This is a genomic window from Blautia parvula (assembly GCF_020215665.1).
GTDB classification, from domain to species: domain Bacteria; phylum Bacillota; class Clostridia; order Lachnospirales; family Lachnospiraceae; genus Blautia; species Blautia celeris.
Genome location: NZ_CP084061.1, coordinates 3,588,375 through 3,608,328, shown reverse-complemented (window position 1 = coordinate 3,608,328; position 19,954 = coordinate 3,588,375). Strand labels below are relative to the sequence as shown.

Here is a 19,954-nt window from a genome sequence, read left to right as displayed (position 1 = left end):
TGAAACGATGCACAGAAAACGGGAACCAGAGCGTTAAGAGCTGCTGGTTCCCGTTTTTGTCAATTCTATTCGGAAACAGGCACCGCCTCCCGGGATGTCCAGGACCGTAAGGCGGCATTTTAACTGGCGGGCCAGTTCACTGGCAATGGACAGGCCCAGTCCGAAATGTTCCTTTTTGCTTCGGGAGGGGTCCCCCCTGTAAAAACGGCGGAATACGGCCTCCTTTTTTTCATCCGGAATGCCCGGTCCGTGGTCAGTGACGGACAGGGTGATATGCCGTCCGGACAGATGGGCAGACAGTTCTATCACGGGCTTTTCCCCGGAAGGCGGTATGCCGTAGGTTATGGCATTTTCAAGCAGAATGGACAAGAGCTGGTACAGATACGCCGGGTCTGAGAGGACCGGCGGCAGGATATCATCCGGCATATGGAGTTTGAGGGAGATATCCTTCTGTCTGCAGACTGTCTCATAGGATTCAAACAGGCGGAGAAGCAGGGCGTCTGCCTCCACCTCCTCCAGTTTCCTGGAGAGCGTACCCGAATCTGAGGAGGCCAGAAGCAGCAGGTCACGGATAAGCTTCCCGGAACGGCTGCATTCCCGTCGGATGATTCGGGACATGGCTGCTGCCTGTCCCGGGTCGTCCTCTATGACAGAAGCGCTGGTCTGGATGACGGTGAGCGGGGAGCGCAGTTCATGGGAGGCAGCGGAAATAAAGTCAGTCTGTCTCTGCTGGTATTCCGCGATCGGCTGCATGGCACGCCCAAGGATCAGTCGGGCCGCCAGAAAAAGTGCGGCAAATCCGGCCAGATCCAACAGCAGAAAGAAAATACCCAGGGAAAGCTTTCGCTGCCTCATCTCCGTAATATCCTGCAGAAGTATCAGGGCCTTTGAGGTACTGCCTGAGGGTATCAGGAGGGCTGCCGCCTGGTAGATATCCCCCTTTTCCCCCTCAATCTGCATGACAGAAGTCTTCCTCATGGAGGTAGTGAGGGGAGGGCGGCTGATATCCACCTGCTCATCTAAGGCTTTTTTTCTGGCCTTTTCAATCAATTCGCTGCGGCTGGATGCCGGTTCCCAGGAGCCGGGGAAAAACAGAGGAACGCGGTTCTCTTCTATATGAATGATCAGGCGGTTCTCCGCCTCCATCAAGGCGAGCCAGTTATCTGAAAAATGTATATCAGCTTCCAGCTTATTGGAAAGTTCCAGAAGATAATTCTGAAACAGATTTTCCTGCTGTGCCTGGTACAGGTGGTTCTGGTATACCCAGACAATGAGGAATATGACAGTCAGGATCAGGCTGGTGGTCCCGGCAAAAAGCAGGGTCAGCCGTCTTCGGAAGGTTGTCAGCATGGCGGGCACTCCAATCGATAGCCGATTCCGTGTGCGGTTGTGACCTGGACACGGCTTTTCAGCTTTTTGAGAATTTTGCGGAGATAATAAATATAGGTATCCAGATTTCCGTCCTCCACCTCCCCGTCAGGCCCCCATACCCGGGAATACAGCATCTGTCTGGAGATGGTCTGGTCCGGATTCTGCAGAAAGTACTCCATAAGCATGGATTCCCTGCGGGAAAGCTGCTGTGTCTGCGCTCCGCAGGTGAGTTTTAAGGTGGCAGTGTGGTAGGTCAGATCCCCGTATTCCATATTTTGGTGGTCTTCCATGGGTTTCGGTCGTCTGATAAGCGCCCGGATACGTGCCATGAGTTCCTCTATATCATAAGGTTTTACAATATAATCGTCAGCACCGCAGTCCAGGCCTGCGATCCGTTCCGGTACGGCATCAATGGCAGTTGCCAGAATAACAGGGGTGGCAATATCACTGCTCCTGATCAATTTTAAGAGGGAAAGCCCGTCCATGCCGGGAAGCATACGGTCTAAAATGATCAGATTGTAAACCGGCTGCAGGGCATAATACAGCGCATCGGTTCCGGTCAGGCAGATATCCGTCTGATATCCGGCCTTCTCTAAAGAAATCTTCAGCACATGGCAGAGTTCCTGGTCATCCTCTATCAATAAAATTCGCATGGGTAATCATTCCTTTCCTTTTTAAGTGCGTTTCTTTTCTCTCAAATATTATACCATTCATTTCTCAAAAAAATCTTTAAAAATTCTCACAGGCTTTAAATGTCTTTTTGAGATTTATCTGATATCCTAAATGATGAAGGGGCCGGGTAATCAGACAGAATCACCGGCAGAGAGGAGTTTTTAATATGAAGTGGAGAAAAATATTGGCCGCAGGAATGGGCCTTGTGATGGCAGCAGGCCTGATGTCAGGATGCGGCGGACAGACAAAGGAAGCGGACAACAATAAAAAGGACAGCCAGGAGAAGGCCATGGGGCGCTATGTGGAGGAGGATTTAAAGCCGCCTGTACAGGATGGGGAAACGCCTGTGGGGGCATATGAAAAGGATGGAACCCTCTGGCTGTATACTTCCAGCGGAAATGCGGAAACAGGTATGAAGTATTATTTCTATCAGTATCAGGATGGAAAATGGTCTGAAGCCCAGGAGGAAACAGGGCTGACATCTGCAGAGATGTATGTAAACCATATTGAGTATGGACAGGACGGAAACCTGTATGCAATGGGAACTCCCACGAATACATCTGAGGATGTTCCCTATGGCTGGCATGTATTAAAAAATAATTCGGATGGGGATACATGGGAAGATATTACCCCTGAAAATCTGCTGAAAGCAGATGAGAGCGGGTATACAGCCATGCTGGTAGATATAGATGCGCTGGCAGACGGAAGTCTGTGTGTGGGAAACGGCAGTTCAGGGCAGGCTGAGATTTACAAAGACGGTGAAAAAGTTTTTTCGGCTGATATGGAACCCATGATGTCAAATTATCAGAATACGATCTGTGCATCACAGAACAGACTGGCCGTGACGGCAAAGGATGGAAAGAGTGTTGATTTCTATGACACAGAGGATTATTCAGCGGTGGGAAATGTACCGCTTGAAGAGAAAGGGGAGTCTTATAATATTGCCGCCGGATCTGACGGGACATGGTACTCACTGACCGAGAAAGGGCTTATCCGTTTTCAGGAAACAGGCGATCTGATAGAGACACTGCTTGATGGGTCTTACGGGAAAATGGGGGCATCAGAGGTTGGTGTTTCGTCATTTTTCTGTGGGGAGGAAGATGATTTTTACGCTCTGTACAACGAGTATGACAAGGGCAGACTGTATATGGCACATTACACCTACAACAAGGAAATGCCTGTTTCAGCGGAAAACACACTGACCGTTTACAGCCTGAAAGAGAACAAAACCGTAGAGCAGGCCATAAGCCTGTTCCAGACCCAGAACCCGGATATAAGAGTGGACTACAGCTACGCGGTCGGACAGTATGAAAAGCCAAATTCGGATGATATCCGCAGCCTGAACACAGAACTTCTAAACGGTGAGGGTGCTGACGTGCTGATCTTAGACAGACTTCCGGTGGACTCCTACATAGAAAAGGGAGTCCTGATGGATATAAGCGGTCTCAGGGACGAGCTGGTAAAAGACAGCGGTATGCTGGAGAATATCGGAAAGGCGCTTGACAGAGACGGGAAGGTCTACGGCATTCCGGCCCGTGTGGGACTTCCGGTTATGGCTGCCAAGGATGACACCGGCAAAGCTTTGGAGAGTCTGGAAGCCCTGACTTCTTATCTGAATGAGAACCCGGATGCCCAGGTTCTGGGAGATACGATACACACCTCTGCTGCGGAGTCACTGCTTTCTGTCATGTATCAGGACCTCGTAAAAGAGGACGGGGGCATTGATGAGGAGAAAATGATACAGTTTTTAGATGACTGCTTAAAGATTTTTGAAAATATGGATACAAAAATGCTGGAGGAAGCTTACGGATATGATCCGGAGGAGAACGAAGACAAGAATGTGTATTTTTCAGCGGGTTATTTCAGCGCGTTAAAGGATGGAAGGGTATCATTATATGAATTACAGGGTTACAGCAGTATGATGTATCCTGCCTACAGCATCAAGAAAGCAGGGATTGAACCACAGACTATCCATAACTGTTATGTGCCGTACACCATTGCGGGAATCAACGCATCGTCCAAGCAGCAGGAGGCAGCAGAGTTATTTATAAAAGCGCTTCTGGCGGATGATGTGCAGGGCAGCGAGACAATGGACGGCTATCCTGTTACAGAGAGCGCATTTAAGAATATGCTGGCATACGCAGATACAGAAGCTGCGCAGCAGGACGTTGTAAGCAGTTCCTTCAAAGATCCCAAGACAGGGGAGGAAGTCATGGAGGAATACGGGAATGCCGATAGTCAGACCCTTCAAATCTATCTGGATTTGATCCGTACACTGGATAATCCTTTCATTCCAAACCGGACACTGTATGACACAGTTATGGAAGAAGTGGAGAAATGTTATGAAGGTACAGAGACATCCGCAGAAGCGGCAAAGGCAATTGTCCAGAAAATGGACACCTACCTGTCAGAATAAAACAGCATACGCATTTCTGGCACCCAGTCTGCTGGGCCTGCTGGTCTTTGTCCTTCTGCCCTTCGCAGATGTGATACGCCGTTCCTTTTTTCAGGCAGTGGGCGGGCTTTTTGTGGGGATGGATAATTACAGACAGGTGCTGGAAAACGGTGCTTTCAGACAGGCACTGGGCAATACGGTGCGGTTTCTGTGCATCTGTCTGCCTCTGCTTCTGGCATTGTCATTTGTGGCGGCGGTTTTCTTAAACAGCATCACCGGATTTGCCAGGGTACTGCGGGCAGGATTTCTCCTGCCCATGGCAATCCCGGTGGCTTCCGTGGTGGTTTTCTGGAAGCTTTTATTTGACCAGAACGGCGCTGTGAATCAGATGCTGGGAGTGCTGCATCTGACCGGGCAGGACTGGATGAATACAGGATATGCTTTCTGGATCCTGGTGGGGTCTTATCTGTGGAAGAATATGGGGTATGATATTGTGCTGTGGATCGCCGCGCTCTCGGCTATTCCGGAGGAGCAGTATGAGGCGGCCAGAGTCAGTGGTGCCGGGGCATTCCAGTGCTTTCGGTACATTACGCTGCCCCAGATGAAGGGCAGTATTTTCCTCATAGGGGTCCTGTCCTTTGTAAATGCCTTCAGGGTGTTTCGGGAGGCGTATCTGATCGCGGGGGACTATCCCCATGAGAGCATTTATATGCTGCAGCACCTGTTCAATAACTGGTTTACCAAGCTGGATATACAGAAAATGAGCGCTGCGGCAGTTTTAATGGCAATTGCGGTGAGTGTGATACTGGTATTGGTGGAATGGTGGAACGAAAGGCAGGAGAGCAGTGAATAAAAAAAAGACAGTGCGCACGGCAGTGCTGGCCATGTTCTGCCTTCTGTTCTGGGTGCCGGTGCTGGTCATGTTTCCAAACTCATTTATGGGACCGGAGGAACTGAAGGCAGCCTACGGCGGGGTGCTGGGCGGAGGCGGGCAGGCGGTTCAGATGGAACTGCTGCCTGTCTATCCCACGTTAAGACCCTATGTGGAATTGCTGCTGGATTCTCCGGATTTCTTCGTGATGTTCTGGAATTCGGTCAAACAGGTGGTACCTATTCTGCTGGGGCAGGTGCTGGTCGGTATGCCGGCGGCGTGGGCATTTGGCAGATACCGTTTTACAGGGCGGAGAATTTTATTTTTATTATATATGATCTTAATGATCATGCCCTTCCAGGTCACTATGGTATCCAGTTATCTGGTGCTTTCCAATTTATCGCTCATGGATACCCACCTGGCGATCATTCTGCCCGGGGTTTTCTCGGCGTTTCCGGTGTTCATCATGCAGAAGTTTTTTCATTCCATACCGGATGCCCTTGTGGAGGCAGCCATGGTGGACGGAGCCGGGCAGCTTAAGATCTTTCTTCATGTGGGAGTGCCGCTTGGGATGCCGGGAATCATGGCATCAGTGCTGCTGAATTTTCTGGAATACTGGAATGCCATTGAGGCACCTATGACATTTCTGAAGACAAAGGCAAAACTGCCCCTCTCCCTCTATCTTCCGCAGATCACGACGGATCAGGTGGGAAGTTCCTTCGCGGCGTCTATTGTGATGATGCTGCCGGCAGTGCTGATCTTTTTATGGGGGCAGGAGTATTTGGAGCAGGGAATCGTGGCATCGGGGTTAAAGGAGTAGTTATGAGAAAAAAAGCGGGAAAAGCAGTGATATATTTTTTAGTGCTGATGCTGTGCTGCACTGTGGTGGCAAGGGCAGCCTCCTCCATAACCGTTGCTAAGGTAAAGACAGCCAAGGTGGGGAAAGGGGTGCTGACCCAGACGGTGACGGGCAGCGGATCGATCACAGCAAAGGAAGAGTACAGCCAGTCTCTGCCTGAGGGACAGAAGATAAAAGAGATCCTTGTGAAACCACAGACAGCAGTGGAGGAGGGGCAGGCACTGGTACAGTTGGATATGGATTACCTGGCAGAGAAGATAGAGACAAAGAACAGGGAGATCGAAAAGCTGAATCTGCAGCTTGAACAGCAGAAGCTGGCAGGACAGGAGGATGCCCGTACACCGGAGACTGCCCAGGCACAGATTTCCCTCAACAATGCGGAGGAACTGCTGGCCCAGGCCCAGGCGGCCTACGATCAGGCAGCCGCAGAGTATGAGGAGCTGGTAAATAACCCTCCGCCTGCCCAAACTGGCAATATACCGGACACTCCTCCGGCTGCAGACAGCGGTACAGAGGGAGATGACAGCCGGAATGACGCCCAGGGAGAATATCCCGATACGGGAACCGGAGCGCCTCAGAATGAGGACACTTCTGTGTCGGAATACGCACAGTGGGAACAGAAAGTGCAGGCAGCAGAGGAAAAAATGCAGGGTGCGGCAGACGCCCTGAACAATCAGGTCATCTCCTATAACCAGGCGGTTGAGCAGTATGATCTGGCCAGCCAAAATGAAGCCAACGCGCAGCAGAATGAAGAAAAGAAGAAAAAGTCAAACAGCCTCAGTGTGGAAGGAATCCAGGTGGATATCCAGGGCGCAGAAGCGGAACTGAAAAAGCTGACAGATATCCAGAGTGCAGATGGGGTTGTAAGTGCCGGCGCCTCCGGTATCTTTCAGTCAGCAGGTGTGACACAAGGCGCTGTGACCGCCGGTACGGAACAGATCATAATTGCGTCTGAAACCATGGAGGCAAAAGGTCAGATAGCACCTGAAGATGCAGGTAAGATACAGGAAGGTGATAAGATCAGCGTCAAGCTTTCGGGGAGTACGGAGGCTGTGACAGTGAGGGCGGAGCGTTTTGAACAGGCATCCTCTCAGAATACAGCATCCCCGGCAGGAGAGAACCAGACAGAATCCGGCGGAATGGTCTGGTGCGGACAGATAGAAGGAAAACAGCTGAAGCTTGGCACAGCCTTCACGTATGAGGCATCCAGGGAATCCGGTTCCTATGAACAGGTGATTCCCCTTGGCAGTCTGCATGAAGCACAGGGACAGGCATTTGTGCTGACAGCAGAGGTAAGAGACGGCATCCTGGGCAAGGTTTACACCGCAGTGTCTGTTCCGGTAACTGTTTTGGACAAAGACGATAAAAATGCGGCAGTGAAGTCAGCAATAGGCAGAAACAGCCTTATCATAACAGAATCCAGTAAATATGTGGAGGAGGGGAATCAGGTACGGTTAGAGTGAGAAGAAAAGATATAAGTTTTCTGCTGGCGGTTGTCATCCTGGTATGCTTCGCGGGTATGGGCCTCTCCTGCAGCAGCGGCCTTAAAAAACATGCCGCCGGGGAGCTTGGCCTTGTGTACCGCAATGCGCCCATAACCAGAGAGCAGATGGAAACCTGGTGGAAGAACGCCGGAGAAAATGAGAAGAGATATATAAAAGATATAACGCTGTGGAAAGAGCCGGAGGAAGTGAGTGCGGCAAACGCGTCTTTGGGACAGAGGACAGAAGCGCAGCTTATCAGAGCAGCAGGCAATATGAATTTGATCATGCCCGGAAAACTCTGTGCAGGAAGCCTGGTATCCTCCGGTGACCGGGCCGGATGTGTGATCAGCAGGGGACTTGCCGGGAAGCTTAACCTGGATGGAATCGGGGGAGTGTTACAGGTACTGGGAAGAGAATACCAGATCAGAGGAATTCTGGATGTGACAGATGCTGTATGTATCATTCAGGGAGACACCGGAACACAGTACAGCAGGGTGCAGGTGAAATATGAAAATATGCCTGCGTCCGGTGCGCTGCAGACGCTCTTGGGGCTTCTTCCGGGGGAACCGGAAGTAAAGTCAGAGGGTGATCTGTTCTGTGGTCTGGGGGGCCTGTTCCTCATGGCTCCCCTGTGGGTCTTATTTGTACTGGCCGCAGCCAGGCTTCGGCGGACATATCGCAGTGCAGAGTGGAAGAGCTGGGTAAAGGAAATCTGCAGTATCTGTTTTCCTGTGGCAGTGATTGCCGGAATCAGCATTCTGGTGTTTTTCAGTTTCCGCTTTTCCGATGATTATATACCCGGAGCCTGGTCAGACTTTTCTTTCTTTGCCAATCTGGCGGCAGAGAAGGCCGGGGATATCAGTAAGCTTATGACCCGGGCCCTTGACTGCCGCGACAGGGAGATGCTGCTTCAGACAGCAGGCTGCATGCTTTCCGGCAGCGCCTGTTCTGTGATTATTCTGAAGTTTCCTCGTCCAGCCTTCGGTTTTTATAATAATAGATCAAATCGTCATCCGTAATTTCCCGCAGAACTCTGCATGGGTTTCCCACAGCAATGCAGTCTGCGGGAATATCTTTTGTCACAATGCTTCCGGCTCCGATGACCGAGTTATTGCCAATGGTCACTCCCGGCAGGATAACAGCACCGCTTCCGATCCATACATTGTCCCCGATGGTGACAGGGAAGGAGTACATTTCTCCGTGGGTGCGCAGTTTATGGTGTACGGGATGTCCGGTTGCGCTGATGGTGACATTGGGGGCAAAGAGCACACCGCTGCCTATTTTTATGGTATAGTCATCCACAAGAGTCAGATTCGAGTTGATATATGTGTTGTCCCCGATGGAAACTGTCTTGCCGAATGCCAGGGTAAGAGGCGGTTCGATCCATACGTCTTTTCCCAGGGAGCCAAAGATCTGCTGCAGCAGTTCCATTCTTTTTTCTTTTTCCTCAGGTCTTGTGTGGTTAAAGTCATAAACCAGTCCGCGGGCTCTCGCCTGGGCTTCCATGGCCTCCGGTGTGTCTGTCCAGAGCAGTCCTTTTGCTTTTCTTTCTTCCATTGTCATGGTTGTATATCCTCCTTAAAATTAAATAGTAATATTTTTCAGCCATTTTCTGCCCTTATAATGTTTCAGGACAAACGGCGTTTTAACCAGTTCGTGCAGATTCATAATTATGTAAACTGTGACCGGCGGCAGTTTCCAGACAAATCCCAGAAAAAGTCCGATCAGTACAGAATAACCCCACATTACAAGAAAATCACAGTACAGCCCGAACTTCGTATCTCCTCCGGCACAGAAAATGCCGCAGATGGCGGTATTTGTGAAGGAGGCCAGCACTGCGTTTAAAGCCTGCAGCAGATACATACTGTTCAGATAGATGAGGGCCTGGGGTGACAGGCGGACCATATCTGTGACCAGTGGTTTTAAAAGGAGCATGAGCAGAGCGCCGGCAAGACCGCTCAGCAGGGCAGCCTTCATAAGCTTTGACGCATCGGCGCCTGCTTTCTGATAATTGCTTTTTCCCAGTTCTTTTCCAAGCAGAACCGCACCGCCCTCGGCAAACCCGAAACATACCACAGTAGCCAGTCCCTGTACCACAGAGGCCACGGAGTTGGCGGCCACAATGTCAGAGCCGAGATGTCCCATGATAGCGGAGAGGACAGCAGTGGCGCCGCCCCATACAAAGCCCTCGGCAGTGACGGGAAGGGAGTATTTTAAAAAGTTTTTAGTCAGAACAGCGCCTGCGTCGTGAAAATCCGTACGGGAAAGGCGGATCTTTTTTACCAGGCCCGCATCCACTGCGCACAGACCGAGCTCCGCTGCTCTGGAAATGACCGTGGCTATGGCAACTCCTGTCACCCCAAGTTTGGGAAATCCCAGGAGTCCGAAGATAAAGACTGCATTTAGTAATACATTGGCAGCCAGTGTGAAAGAACCGATGACAGCGCTTCTACCCACCTGCTGGATGGATTTCAGGACGCAGAGATAGATCTGTGACATTCCCATGAAGAGATAGGAGAAAGCAATAATGCGCAGATACTCTGCCCCTGTCCGGATCAGCTCCGGCTCTGATGTGAAGATATGCATAAGCTGCCTTGGCATACAGAAGGCCAGCAGAAAGAAGAGCAGAGAAACGCCCATGGAAAAGCGGAGTACAACCAGGGTAAGGCGCCGTATGGAAGCTGTGTCATGCCTGCCCCAGTATTGGGCTGACATGGCCGTTGTGCCTGTCCGAAGCCCCACGTAAACCAGATTCAGTACAAATTGTACCTGGTTGGCCAGTGAAACCGCAGAGAGAGCAGTTTGGTTGACATAACTAAGCATCAACACATCAGCCGAGCCTACGGCCGTGGTGAGCAGACTCTGCAGAACAATGGGAAACGTGATAAACAACAGGGATTTTATGAAATCATCTTTTATTTTCAATGTTTGCTCCTTGTGTAAAAAAATATTTATAGATATAATTATATTAACTTTACATATGAAAAACTTTAAAAATATCGGTTATTTATTGCAAAATATTGATGAAAAGAGGAAAAACCATGTTGGATAAAATCGTACCTGTGGACAAGGATCTGTGTTCTACGCTTCTGCTTGGCACATACTCCTTTCCGGCTGAAATTTTCTATGACAATCTGGATGAGTATGCCAATAATTTTGTGAACTGGCACCAGCAGAAGCAGGTGGAGATATCACTGATCCTGGAAGGGGAGGCAGAGGTACAGGTTCTGGAGAAAAAGACAAGACTTAGGGCAGGGGAGGCCTTTTTGATATTTCCGGATGCGCTCCACACGCTGAAAAAGGGAAGCGGGCAGACGGTCAGATACCGCACCATTATATTTGATCCGGTTCTGCTGTATGGGTATAAAGGGAGCTTTTATTATGAAAAGTATTACCGGACATTTGCGAAAGCCCGGCCCTTCTATCATTTTGCCGATACGGGAGAATGCTGGGAAAAAGAGGCAGTGGAGAATCTGTCCTGGATCTTTGCCCATTTCGGAGAGGCCTCCCCGCACAGGGAGCTGCTGGTCTGTGAGCATCTGCAGCGTCTGTGGCTGCTGCTGTGTGAAAATCTGTTTGATGCCGGGGGGAAGATTGATTACAGCGCGCAGGAACAGCAGCGCACAGCCGTACTGCTCAATTTCCTGCATGAACATTACAGGGAGAAATTCACCCTGGAGCAGCTTGCGGCCTCTGCCCATATCAGCAAAGGGGAGTGCTGCCGTTTTTTTAAGAAGATGGTGCACATGACTCCCTGGGAGTATCTGCTGGAATACCGGCTTTCCCGGAGTATGGAGCTTCTGGAAAAGAAGGATTTGAATATATCGGAGATCGCGGAGATGACAGGGTTCTGTACAGTCAGCTATTATATTACGGCTTTTAAGCGAAAGACCGGGGATACGCCTCTTGAATACAGGAAAAAAAGAAGCATATCTGCACTATCGCAAAACGCGCTGCCGGGTACGGAGCAAACAGTGACGCTGACAAAATAGTTTTGTGTAAAAATGAAGCAGTGGGGCTTTACAAGAGGGGCGGATAGTGATACTATATAGATGAACGATATATAGATTATCTATATAGTGACGGACAGCGACAGATCTTCATTTCTGCCTCTGCAGTCAGGGTTGAAGAAAGGGGATGAATGCTTATGAAAACCAGGATGGGAAAAATCATATTGAGTGCAGCCGCTCTCATCTTCAGTATTTTGGCGGCGTGTATCGGAATGGGACTTCTGGCAGACTCGGGCCTGACATTTGTGATGCGGCTGCTGTGCGGCCTTTGTTTTATGTGGGTGCCCATATTCGTGGCAGCTATGATCGCCACTCTGTTCAGAAAGTGAGTATTGCGGCGCTGCAGACGGCATCATCTGCTGAGAGGAGGAACAGTAATGGAAGCAAATAAACTGGATAAAAGCCTGCTGTCAGGCAGTACAACGCTTTTGCTGCTTCAGCTTTTGTCGGAGCGGGAAATGTATGGATATGAGATGATCGAAACGCTGAGGGACAGGTCGCAGAATGTATTTGAACTGAAAGCAGGCACCCTTTACCCGCTTCTTCACGGACTGGAGGAGAAGGGATTTCTGGAGGCGTACGAGAGGGAAGCAGGCGGAAAGACAAGAAAATACTACAGGATCACAAAAAAAGGGCACAGACATCTGGACGGAAAAAAGGAAGAATGGGAGACATACGAAACGGCAGTCAGACGTGTACTGGGAGGGCCGGCCTATGAAGGTTCATGAGTATCTGAAGACTGTGGAAGAACAGATCCGGTGCAAGAGTATATGGGAAGATATCAGAACGGAGCTGCTGGGACATATTGAGGAGGATACGGAATATTTCCGGAGAAAGGGAATGAGCCGGGAGGAGGCTGTGGAAAGGGCCGTGGAGGAGATGGGCGACCCGGTGGAGACGGGGATTGAGCTTGACAAGGTGCACAGAACACGGCTGGATGTAAAGCTTCTGCTGTTTTTTATAGGGATCGACCTGCTGACTGTAGTGCTTGCGATTGCGTATTTTAAGGGTGAAATGCCGGACGACGTTTCTAAGTATATGCTTTGGCGCGGTACCGGGCTGTTTTTTCTGCTCATGTTCTCTTTTGGCGGTTACAGGAAGGAATATTTCTCCAAGCCCTATCAGCTCTGGCTTCTCTTTTTTATAATCAGTGCCGTATTTATGATGATAAGTGTCTTCGGCGGTGCGGCTGTTGAGGATTCAGGCTTTCATCTGACCGACATGGCATATCAGACCATGCTGTTCAGTAACGTGGCCGGATTTGGCGGGCTGGCATTTTATTACCGGAAGGGCGGATATGGTGAAGTGCGCCGGCTGCTGGCAATTGCCGGTGTAGTGTGTCTGCTCAGTATGATTTCCCGGCAATACTTTTTTACGTTCATGGTCGTACTGGCGCATGTGATCATCTTAACGATTGCTGTCCGCAGGGGATGGTTCCGGATAAAAAGGCGTGAGTTCCTTATAAAATTATGGAGTCTTCCCGGGCTGCTGGCGCTTTTTGGGGTTCCCATGGTATACAGGGCCATCCGGGACCACAGGATCGCACAGAGTGTCCGAAAATACCTGGATATGGATGATACCCCGGGAATGCTTCTGCGGTTATTCGGCAGTGCGGGAATATTGGGGATATTTGTTATGATCCTGCTGATCATCGGTGTTTTTCTGTGGATGCTGTATGATATCAGGAAGCTGACGAACCAGTATTGCAATATCATATGCACCGGTGTGCTGACCGCTTTTAGTATGATGGTATTATATTCTCTTCTGGCGATGATGGGATTTGGGGATATCAGCCAGGTGTTTTTTCCGTTTTTTTCTGTCAACAGGTTCAGCAATGGGGGTGCCCTCTATCTTTATTATATTCTTCTGGGGACGTTTCTTCATATGCACAGGCACGATAAGGTACTGCCTAAGGCGGAGCTGCCCACAAAGAGAGCAGCTTGACTGCGCAGTATACGGCAACAGCCCGGGATGTTCGGAAAGAGACATGCCGGGCTGTATCTTTTTGACGGGGGATTTGTTATACTGTGATTGACAGCAGATACTTAGCAGGAGGTATGAATGGACAGAAAAAATATCTATAAAGTATTTTATGGTTTTGCCGTGCTGCTGGCAGTGGGGTTCTGTGTGGGAAGCAGTGTGGATTTTTATCAATATGATGAGATGAGTAATTCCGCTCCGTTTCGTCTGTTCGTGGCTGTAAGGGGGATTGAGTTCCTTTTGCCTGGGCTTATTTTATTCCTGGCGGGCAGGGCAGTTAAGCGGAAATATAATAAGTAAGAGCGGGCAGCAATTTCAGAAATTTGAGCGTGTCAAAATATAATGATTGACATGAGATAGTATTAGTATATAATAGTATTTAGTAATACTAAGTATTATAAAAAGGAGGACAGGTATGGATAATAAGTTTGCGCAGCAGCTTAAAAAAGGTGTCCTGGATATGGTGGTCCTCAGATTGGTGCAGGAGAAGAGCACTTACGGATATGAAATTCTTCAGAACCTGGAGCAGAGAGGAGAAGGATTTTTTGATTTGAAGGAGGGTACCCTGTATCCTGTTCTCTACCGTCTGGAAGACAGCGGACTCATAGAATCCTTCTGGCAGAACGGAGAGGGGAGAGCGGCACCGAAGAAATATTATACCATAACAGAAAAGGGCCGCGAGACATACGGGGAGTACAGAAATTTGTGGACCCATTTCCAGAGCTGTATCACAAAATTATGCGGGGAGGGAGACGAATGACAGAAGACCAGAAAAAAATCAAAAAGTATGTAAACGCAGTGGAGCGAAAACTGAAGGTTCCTTTGAAAATGAAAGTCAGGATCAATGCGGATCTGGGCACGGATATCCATGCCAGAATGGAAGCCGGCTGGTCCGTGGATAAGATACTGGAGGATCTGGGAAGCCCGAAAGAGGTGGCGGATCGGTTTAACGCGGAGCTGGGAGCGGAGAGAAAACCCGGCGGTTTCAGGTATATATTTTTAGTGCTCGGTGCAGCGGCGGCTGTTTATGCGGTATATATCCTTGCTATGAATCTTTATATGAAGAGTATGGTTCAAAGACAGTTCAGAGAGTCTGTCAGTCTGATTGGCGGTGCGGATGGCCCCACTTCCATATTTGTCAGCTATACGGTAGGCATGATTGGAAATTGGATGATGTCAGGCGGTTTTGTTCTGGCATGTCTGGATATGTATCGTTTTCTGGGAAGCAGGAAGACAAACAGCCTGCTCTTATCCATAATCTCCGCAGGACTTGCTGCTGCCGGGACTGTCTCCTGGATTTATAACAACGGAGAGATTTTCAGATACTGGGAATTTACCTGGGAGTTTCATTTCCCTGCCCTTATCATGCTGGCTGAGATTGTATTGCCATTTGTATTGCTTGCGCTTCGTTTCAGAAGAAGGAGTCGGGAAAAAGAGGAACAGAGGGGGATGCTGTGAGACTGCACAGCATCTCCCTTTTGGCATTGGTTTATTTCCTGCAGTGATCAGTCCAAACACGCTCTGGCGGGCGGCGAGACCTAAAAGTAAATTCTTTTACCACATCTGAAAATATGATACAAAAATCCCACCATCCATTTATATAAGAAGAAATAATCACGTTTACTATGCACATTCACGATATTTCCCTCCCCCTCTTGCTCCTCTGTGTTTTAGCGTGTATAGTCTGCAGTATAGAAAAATAACTAATTGGTATACATACTGAAAGGGGGATACAATGCACCGAGACAGGTTTTATCTTTCAGACCGAATCCGGATGTATATAGAGAACAGCCATCTGGAAGGAGGCGGGCGTCTGCCGTCCAATGAGGAACTGGCAGAGCGGTTCAAAGTACAGAAGGGGACTGTGCGGGCAGCGCTTGAACGGCTGAAGGAGGAAGGAATCGTATACAGTGTAAAAGGGGTGGGAACCTTTGCCGCGGAAAAGAAAATACTCAGGCACATGGAGCGTTTTGAATCTTTTTCCCAAATGGCACAGGAAAACGGAAGTACCGTGACCACAAAGCTTCTGTCCTGCAGGGTGATTCCGGCAGGGAACGCGCTGACGGAGGAATTTGGGCTGACGCCCCGGTCGGATATCACAGAGACCGTCCGCCTGCGCAGCGTGGACCGGGAGGAGGCAGCCCTTGAAATCTCTTATATTCCCGTCTGCATTGCCCCGGATCTGCAGACAAAACCATTGACCGGTTCCCTGTACCGCCTTCTGGAAGAGGAGTACGGAATACACCTGATCCGGGGAAAGCAGACTATGAGCGTCAGGGCAGCCGATGCAAGGGAGGCGGGGATTTTAAACTGCAGCCGGGGAGATGCCCTGGCAGTGATGGAAATGCGGGCATTTGATGAAAACGGAGTTAAGGTGGAATATGCCTGCTCCCTCACAAGAGGTGACAGATGCAGATTTACCAGTATTTTAAGGATGGAGGAAGATTATGAGGCTGGCAGCGATCGGTGACAACTGCGTGGATTTCTATGAGCGGCAGGGATGGGCCTATCCCGGCGGAAACGCGGTGAATGTGGCTGTCTACGGACGGCAGCTTGGCATGGACACCGCGTACCTGGGCTGGATCGGCACAGATACCTTTGGTGACATGATGCAGGAAAAGTTAAAGGAGCAGGGGGTGGAGACTGTCCGTATGCAGAGAAAAGAGGGGAAGACAGCAGTCACATACATAGAACTTGTGGATGGAGACAGAAAATTCGGGGAGGACTTTCTGAATGTTCTGGAGGGATTTGTGCTGTCTGACGAGGATCTGCAGTATCTGGCGGGCTTTGACTGTGTACATATGGCAGTCTGGGGACAGTGTGATGCCTGTCTGGGCAGACTGCCGTCCAAAGTAAAAACGTCTTATGATTTCTCAAACAAATATGACGCCCCTAAGATAGATTCTCTGGCTCCATATATAGATTATGCCTTCTTCTCCTGCCGGGAAGACAACACATTTACCAGAAGCCTTTTAAAACGCGTAAAAGAACAGGGGGCAGGCTGCGTAATTGCAACACTGGGAGAGAACGGCAGTGTTGCCTACGACGGAAAAGAATACACAGCCATTGGCGTTACGGGCGCGCAGGCAGTGGACACCCTGGGGGCGGGAGATTCCTACATTGCGGGATTTTTAAGCAGAGCATTAGAAGGTGAGCCGCTGAAACGCTGTATGCACGCCGGGGCAGACAAAGCAGCCCTCACGATCGGCCACTTTGGAGCCTGGTGATATGGCGGGGGGTGACCGTTTCGTATACGCCGGTATAGCCGGGGCTATCCGAAAGAAAATAGAAGACGGGGAATACCCGCTGGGCAGCAGACTCCCTTCAGAGCGGGAATTAGCGGAAGAATTTTATGTAAACCGAATGACCATACGCCGCGCGCTTGCCGTTCTGGAAAGTGAGGGCATGATAAAGCGGAGACAAGGTTCCGGAACTTATGCCTCCTCAGTCCCCAGAAAAGGGGATGTGTGCCGCCTCTGCGGATTTACCCAGACAATGAGAGAACAGGGCAGAAAGGCCGGCAGCAGGATTCTTTCATGGAGAATGCTGTCTTGTGCGCCTCTGTATTCCCATATGGAGATGCCTGCACAGGGCGGGGGAATCCATGAGATCGTGAGGCTCCGTCTGGGGGACGGCCTTCCCGTCTCTGTGGAATACACCTATGTTCCGGAAGAGATACTGGGGGAGGTCCGTTCCTGCAGTCCGGAGGCGTCTTCTCTGTATGAGATCATGGAACAGAGAGGCGTCCGTCTCCACGAATCCAGACAGGAAGTGACGATTGTCAAAGCAGGGAAGAAAGAGGCAAAATGGCTTGAAATACCGGAGGGCAGCAGTGTTTTTCTCTTTACGTTCCAAACATACGACAGGCAGGGAAAGGTGGTGGAATACTGCAGGGCCTATATGCGGACGGACAAAGTGAAACTGGAAATAGAACTGACACAGTGACTGAAGAAAGGAAAAGAGATATGTTGAATCTAAACAAAGAAGAGGTACATTTTTTAGTAACAGCAGACATGAAAAAAGAGGTGGCGGATTTTCTGGAGACAGCGGACGCTAAAATAGCCCCCATTCTGGCTTATATCAAAGAGAATCAGGTGGAGCGTATCTGTTTTGTCGGCTGCGGAAGCTCCAGCGCTGCCGGCAGTACAGCAAAATACCTGGCGGACAAATACACGACACTGGCAGTAAATGCCTACACCGGGTGGGAATTCATAGATTCCATGCCGGTCTATGGTGACAGAAAAATGCTGGCGGTATTCATATCCCAGTCAGGCACCACGGAAGAAATCGTAAAAGGACTCAGAAAAGCCGGAAAGCAGGGAATCATGACAGTGGGTGTCTGCAATCAGAGGGAGGAGAATCCTCTGGGTCAGGAGGCAGACTTTGTGGTGGATTATCACGCAGAGGCCATGTGGGAATGCCAGCTTGCGGCACTTTACACCCTGATCGCCCGCACTGCCATAGACCGCGGCGAGAGCACAGAGGTTATGGAAAAAATACTGTCCGATATGAAGCGCCTGCCCGAGGTGCTTGGATACCACATTGAAAACTTTGAAAAGAAGGCCCTGGAAATGACAAAACCCCTGCGAAGTCTGAAGGGATTTTACACAGTATCAGCCAGCTCCATGGTCCCTCTTGCTTATAAGGAGGGCGTTATCACCGGCATGGAATTTCTCTGGTCTCACGGGGCGGTGATTCAGGCCGGTGAATTCCGTCACGGTCCCCTGGAGATCGTGGAATCAGGCGTTCCGTTTTTATTTTTGGTTCCCACAGATTCTGCCAGGGAGATCACACAGAGGGCACTGCAGTTTGTGGAGCGGTGGAAAGGAACCGCCATTGTGCTTGACTACGCGGATTTCGCTATGGGGCTTCACCCGGATCTGGCACCCTTTGTCATGTTCGTGCCGCTGGAGTGGTTCTGTTACTATTTCTCCGTGGTGAGGGATCACAATCCTGATGACCGGAGATATTACGGTGTGGTGGAATACTGATATAGTAAATAAATTTACTAACTGCATAAGAAAAGGGCTGTTTACCATGGAAAACAGCCCTTTTCTTTTATGTATATTTACTAAATATATGGGGTAGGAATTTATATAAAAGTCATAAAAATATCAGATATGCACAACAAATGCGGGAAAATACGAAATATATTGTTGACAAACCCCATTAATTCAAGTATTGTGAGGATGTAAGGAAGATACATATATTTACTAAACAAATAATATATTAACTAAACAAAACAGGCGTTAAGTAAATAAGAGGTGGGGATATGGCTACAATACGGGATGTTGCACAGAGGGCCGGAGTATCAGCCGCATCCGTATCCAGGGTTTTGAAAAATGACACTACTTTCTCGGTCTCACAGAAGACCAAGGAAAGAATCCTGGAGGCGGCAGGCGAGCTGGGATACAATCGGTGTTTTGAATATTCCGCCATCCAGGGCACGAGAGGCACCATAGGCGTCATGCTCCTGTACGGCGAGACAGAGGAAGTGGAGGATAGGTTTTACCAGGTCATCCGCATGAACATTAAAATGGAGCTGGAGAAAAACGGTTTCAAGGTAAAAGAGGTGTTTGAGCCCATGCTGGATGCCAATGCATCCAGGATTTCAGGGTACCAGGGGCTTGTCTTTGTGGGTTACTCAACGCTCTGGTATCAGAAAAAGATATTCCGCCGGGCTGTGCTGGACTCCGGGCTGCCGGTGGTATGCGCTGACTTTCAGCTCAAAGACGAGAAGCTGGAGGCCGACTGTGTGGTAAATGATTTTAAACAGGCTGTGAAAAAAGCGCTGGACTTTTTTCTGAAAAAGGGATTTGACACCATTGGATATATGGGTACTTATGGGCTTGAAGTCAATGGAAAGCTCCACAGGGATGAACGGTTCCTGTATTTCCGCCAGATCATGAAAAGCCTGGAAAAATACGATGAAAAATATATTTACCTGGCCCAGTCCAATCATACCCAGTTCGGTTACCGTCTGGGAAAAGAGATCATCCGGAAGGGAAGGCTCCCCAGAGCTGTGTTTGTGGAGAACGACACCATGGCGATCGGCTTTTTAAAGGCTCTGGAGGAAGAAAAAATAGCAGTTCCGGGTGACGTGGCGATCATCGGCTGTAATGATGACCAGGCAGCGTCCTTTGTGACACCGGCTCTCTCCACAGTGAAGCTGCACAATGACCTGATTGGTATGATGGCAGCCAAAACACTGATGGAATGCCTCTGGACCGACAGGGAGCGGGGCTTGAAAATAGTGGTCCCGAATCAGTTGATACTCAGGGAAAGCTGTCCTGAATAAAAGAAGGGGGAAGA

21 protein-coding genes are annotated in these 19,954 nt (G+C 49.6%); 17 read left to right on the top strand and 4 right to left on the bottom strand.

Features of this window, described 5'->3' with window-relative positions:
• Positions 1–33: 33 nt before the first annotated feature.
• Positions 34–1,350 (bottom strand): sensor histidine kinase, encoded by a 1,317-nt coding sequence (locus tag LC508_RS16605; RefSeq protein ID WP_103732590.1) that lies wholly within the window; start codon positions 1,348–1,350, stop codon positions 34–36.
• A complete protein-coding gene (locus LC508_RS16600) occupies positions 1,344–2,024 on the bottom strand; it encodes a response regulator transcription factor (protein ID WP_103732589.1) in 681 nt (226 codons plus the stop codon). Before LC508_RS16600 ends, LC508_RS16605 begins: the two co-directional genes overlap by 7 nt.
• Positions 2,025–2,209: 185 nt before the next feature.
• Here LC508_RS16600 and LC508_RS16595 point away from each other — a divergent pair, with 185 nt between their 5' ends.
• Genes LC508_RS16595 through LC508_RS16575 form a run of 5 tightly spaced genes read left to right on the top strand, consistent with a single transcriptional unit; the run spans position 2,210 to position 8,671 of the window.
• The gene (locus LC508_RS16595) at positions 2,210–4,459 is read left to right on the top strand and encodes an ABC transporter substrate-binding protein (protein WP_103732588.1); all 2,250 of its coding nucleotides are present in this window, start codon (positions 2,210–2,212) and stop codon (positions 4,457–4,459) included.
• Positions 4,386–5,291: a carbohydrate ABC transporter permease gene (locus LC508_RS16590; protein WP_225305199.1), complete on the top strand. Its 906-nt coding sequence runs from the start codon at positions 4,386–4,388 to the stop codon at positions 5,289–5,291. The genes LC508_RS16595 and LC508_RS16590 overlap by 74 nt, the downstream gene beginning before the upstream one ends.
• A gap of 31 nt (positions 5,292–5,322) precedes the next feature.
• The gene (locus tag LC508_RS16585; RefSeq protein ID WP_052099068.1) at positions 5,323–6,129 is read left to right on the top strand and encodes a carbohydrate ABC transporter permease; all 807 of its coding nucleotides are present in this window, start codon (positions 5,323–5,325) and stop codon (positions 6,127–6,129) included.
• A gap of 2 nt (positions 6,130–6,131) precedes the next feature.
• Positions 6,132–7,631: an HlyD family secretion protein gene (locus tag LC508_RS16580; RefSeq protein ID WP_118593908.1), complete on the top strand. Its 1,500-nt coding sequence runs from the start codon at positions 6,132–6,134 to the stop codon at positions 7,629–7,631.
• The gene (locus LC508_RS16575) at positions 7,628–8,671 is read left to right on the top strand and encodes a hypothetical protein (RefSeq protein ID WP_103733199.1); all 1,044 of its coding nucleotides are present in this window, start codon (positions 7,628–7,630) and stop codon (positions 8,669–8,671) included. Before LC508_RS16580 ends, LC508_RS16575 begins: the two co-directional genes overlap by 4 nt.
• Here the strand turns inward: LC508_RS16575 and LC508_RS16570 are convergent.
• Both LC508_RS16570 and LC508_RS16565 read right to left on the bottom strand, forming a co-directional pair.
• Positions 8,607–9,215, bottom strand: coding sequence for a maltose acetyltransferase domain-containing protein (locus LC508_RS16570; RefSeq protein ID WP_054351427.1), 609 nt, complete (start codon positions 9,213–9,215; stop codon positions 8,607–8,609). The genes LC508_RS16575 and LC508_RS16570 overlap by 65 nt on opposite strands.
• Before the next feature lie 21 nt (positions 9,216–9,236).
• A complete protein-coding gene (locus LC508_RS16565; RefSeq protein WP_054351428.1) occupies positions 9,237–10,577 on the bottom strand; it encodes an MATE family efflux transporter in 1,341 nt (446 codons plus the stop codon).
• Between the two features lie 116 nt (positions 10,578–10,693).
• Between LC508_RS16565 and LC508_RS16560 the strand changes: the two genes are divergently transcribed.
• From LC508_RS16560 to LC508_RS16505, 12 genes are all read left to right on the top strand, one after another.
• Positions 10,694–11,644: an AraC family transcriptional regulator gene (locus LC508_RS16560; protein ID WP_158587276.1), complete on the top strand. Its 951-nt coding sequence runs from the start codon at positions 10,694–10,696 to the stop codon at positions 11,642–11,644.
• A 155-nt stretch (positions 11,645–11,799) separates the two neighbouring features.
• A complete protein-coding gene (locus LC508_RS16555; RefSeq protein ID WP_054351432.1) occupies positions 11,800–11,991 on the top strand; it encodes a hypothetical protein in 192 nt (63 codons plus the stop codon).
• Positions 11,992–12,039: 48 nt separating this feature from the next.
• Positions 12,040–12,390 (top strand): PadR family transcriptional regulator, encoded by a 351-nt coding sequence (locus LC508_RS16550; RefSeq protein WP_033139898.1) that lies wholly within the window; start codon positions 12,040–12,042, stop codon positions 12,388–12,390.
• Positions 12,377–13,606 carry a permease prefix domain 1-containing protein gene (locus LC508_RS16545; protein WP_033139897.1) on the top strand — a complete coding sequence of 410 codons (1,230 nt, stop codon included), beginning with the start codon at positions 12,377–12,379 and terminating at the stop codon, positions 13,604–13,606. The genes LC508_RS16550 and LC508_RS16545 overlap by 14 nt, the downstream gene beginning before the upstream one ends.
• Before the next feature lie 117 nt (positions 13,607–13,723).
• The gene (locus LC508_RS16540) at positions 13,724–13,942 is read left to right on the top strand and encodes a hypothetical protein (protein ID WP_054351435.1); all 219 of its coding nucleotides are present in this window, start codon (positions 13,724–13,726) and stop codon (positions 13,940–13,942) included.
• Between the two features lie 115 nt (positions 13,943–14,057).
• Positions 14,058–14,402, top strand: coding sequence for a PadR family transcriptional regulator (locus LC508_RS16535; protein WP_033139895.1), 345 nt, complete (start codon positions 14,058–14,060; stop codon positions 14,400–14,402).
• Positions 14,399–15,100: a hypothetical protein gene (locus LC508_RS16530; protein ID WP_054351436.1), complete on the top strand. Its 702-nt coding sequence runs from the start codon at positions 14,399–14,401 to the stop codon at positions 15,098–15,100. Before LC508_RS16535 ends, LC508_RS16530 begins: the two co-directional genes overlap by 4 nt.
• 277 nt (positions 15,101–15,377) lie before the next feature.
• Positions 15,378–16,112: a GntR family transcriptional regulator gene (locus LC508_RS16525; RefSeq protein ID WP_103731318.1), complete on the top strand. Its 735-nt coding sequence runs from the start codon at positions 15,378–15,380 to the stop codon at positions 16,110–16,112.
• Positions 16,090–16,869 (top strand): fructoselysine 6-kinase, encoded by a 780-nt coding sequence (gene frlD, locus LC508_RS16520; RefSeq protein WP_054351438.1) that lies wholly within the window; start codon positions 16,090–16,092, stop codon positions 16,867–16,869. Before LC508_RS16525 ends, frlD begins: the two co-directional genes overlap by 23 nt.
• 1 nt (position 16,870) lies before the next feature.
• Complete coding sequence (locus LC508_RS16515; protein WP_103731317.1) at positions 16,871–17,587, top strand: GntR family transcriptional regulator; 717 nt, start codon at positions 16,871–16,873, stop codon at positions 17,585–17,587.
• Between the two features lie 20 nt (positions 17,588–17,607).
• The gene (locus LC508_RS16510) at positions 17,608–18,633 is read left to right on the top strand and encodes an SIS domain-containing protein (RefSeq protein WP_103731316.1); all 1,026 of its coding nucleotides are present in this window, start codon (positions 17,608–17,610) and stop codon (positions 18,631–18,633) included.
• 281 nt (positions 18,634–18,914) lie between these two features.
• A complete protein-coding gene (locus LC508_RS16505; RefSeq protein ID WP_033139889.1) occupies positions 18,915–19,940 on the top strand; it encodes a LacI family DNA-binding transcriptional regulator in 1,026 nt (341 codons plus the stop codon).
• Positions 19,941–19,954 lie beyond the last annotated feature (14 nt).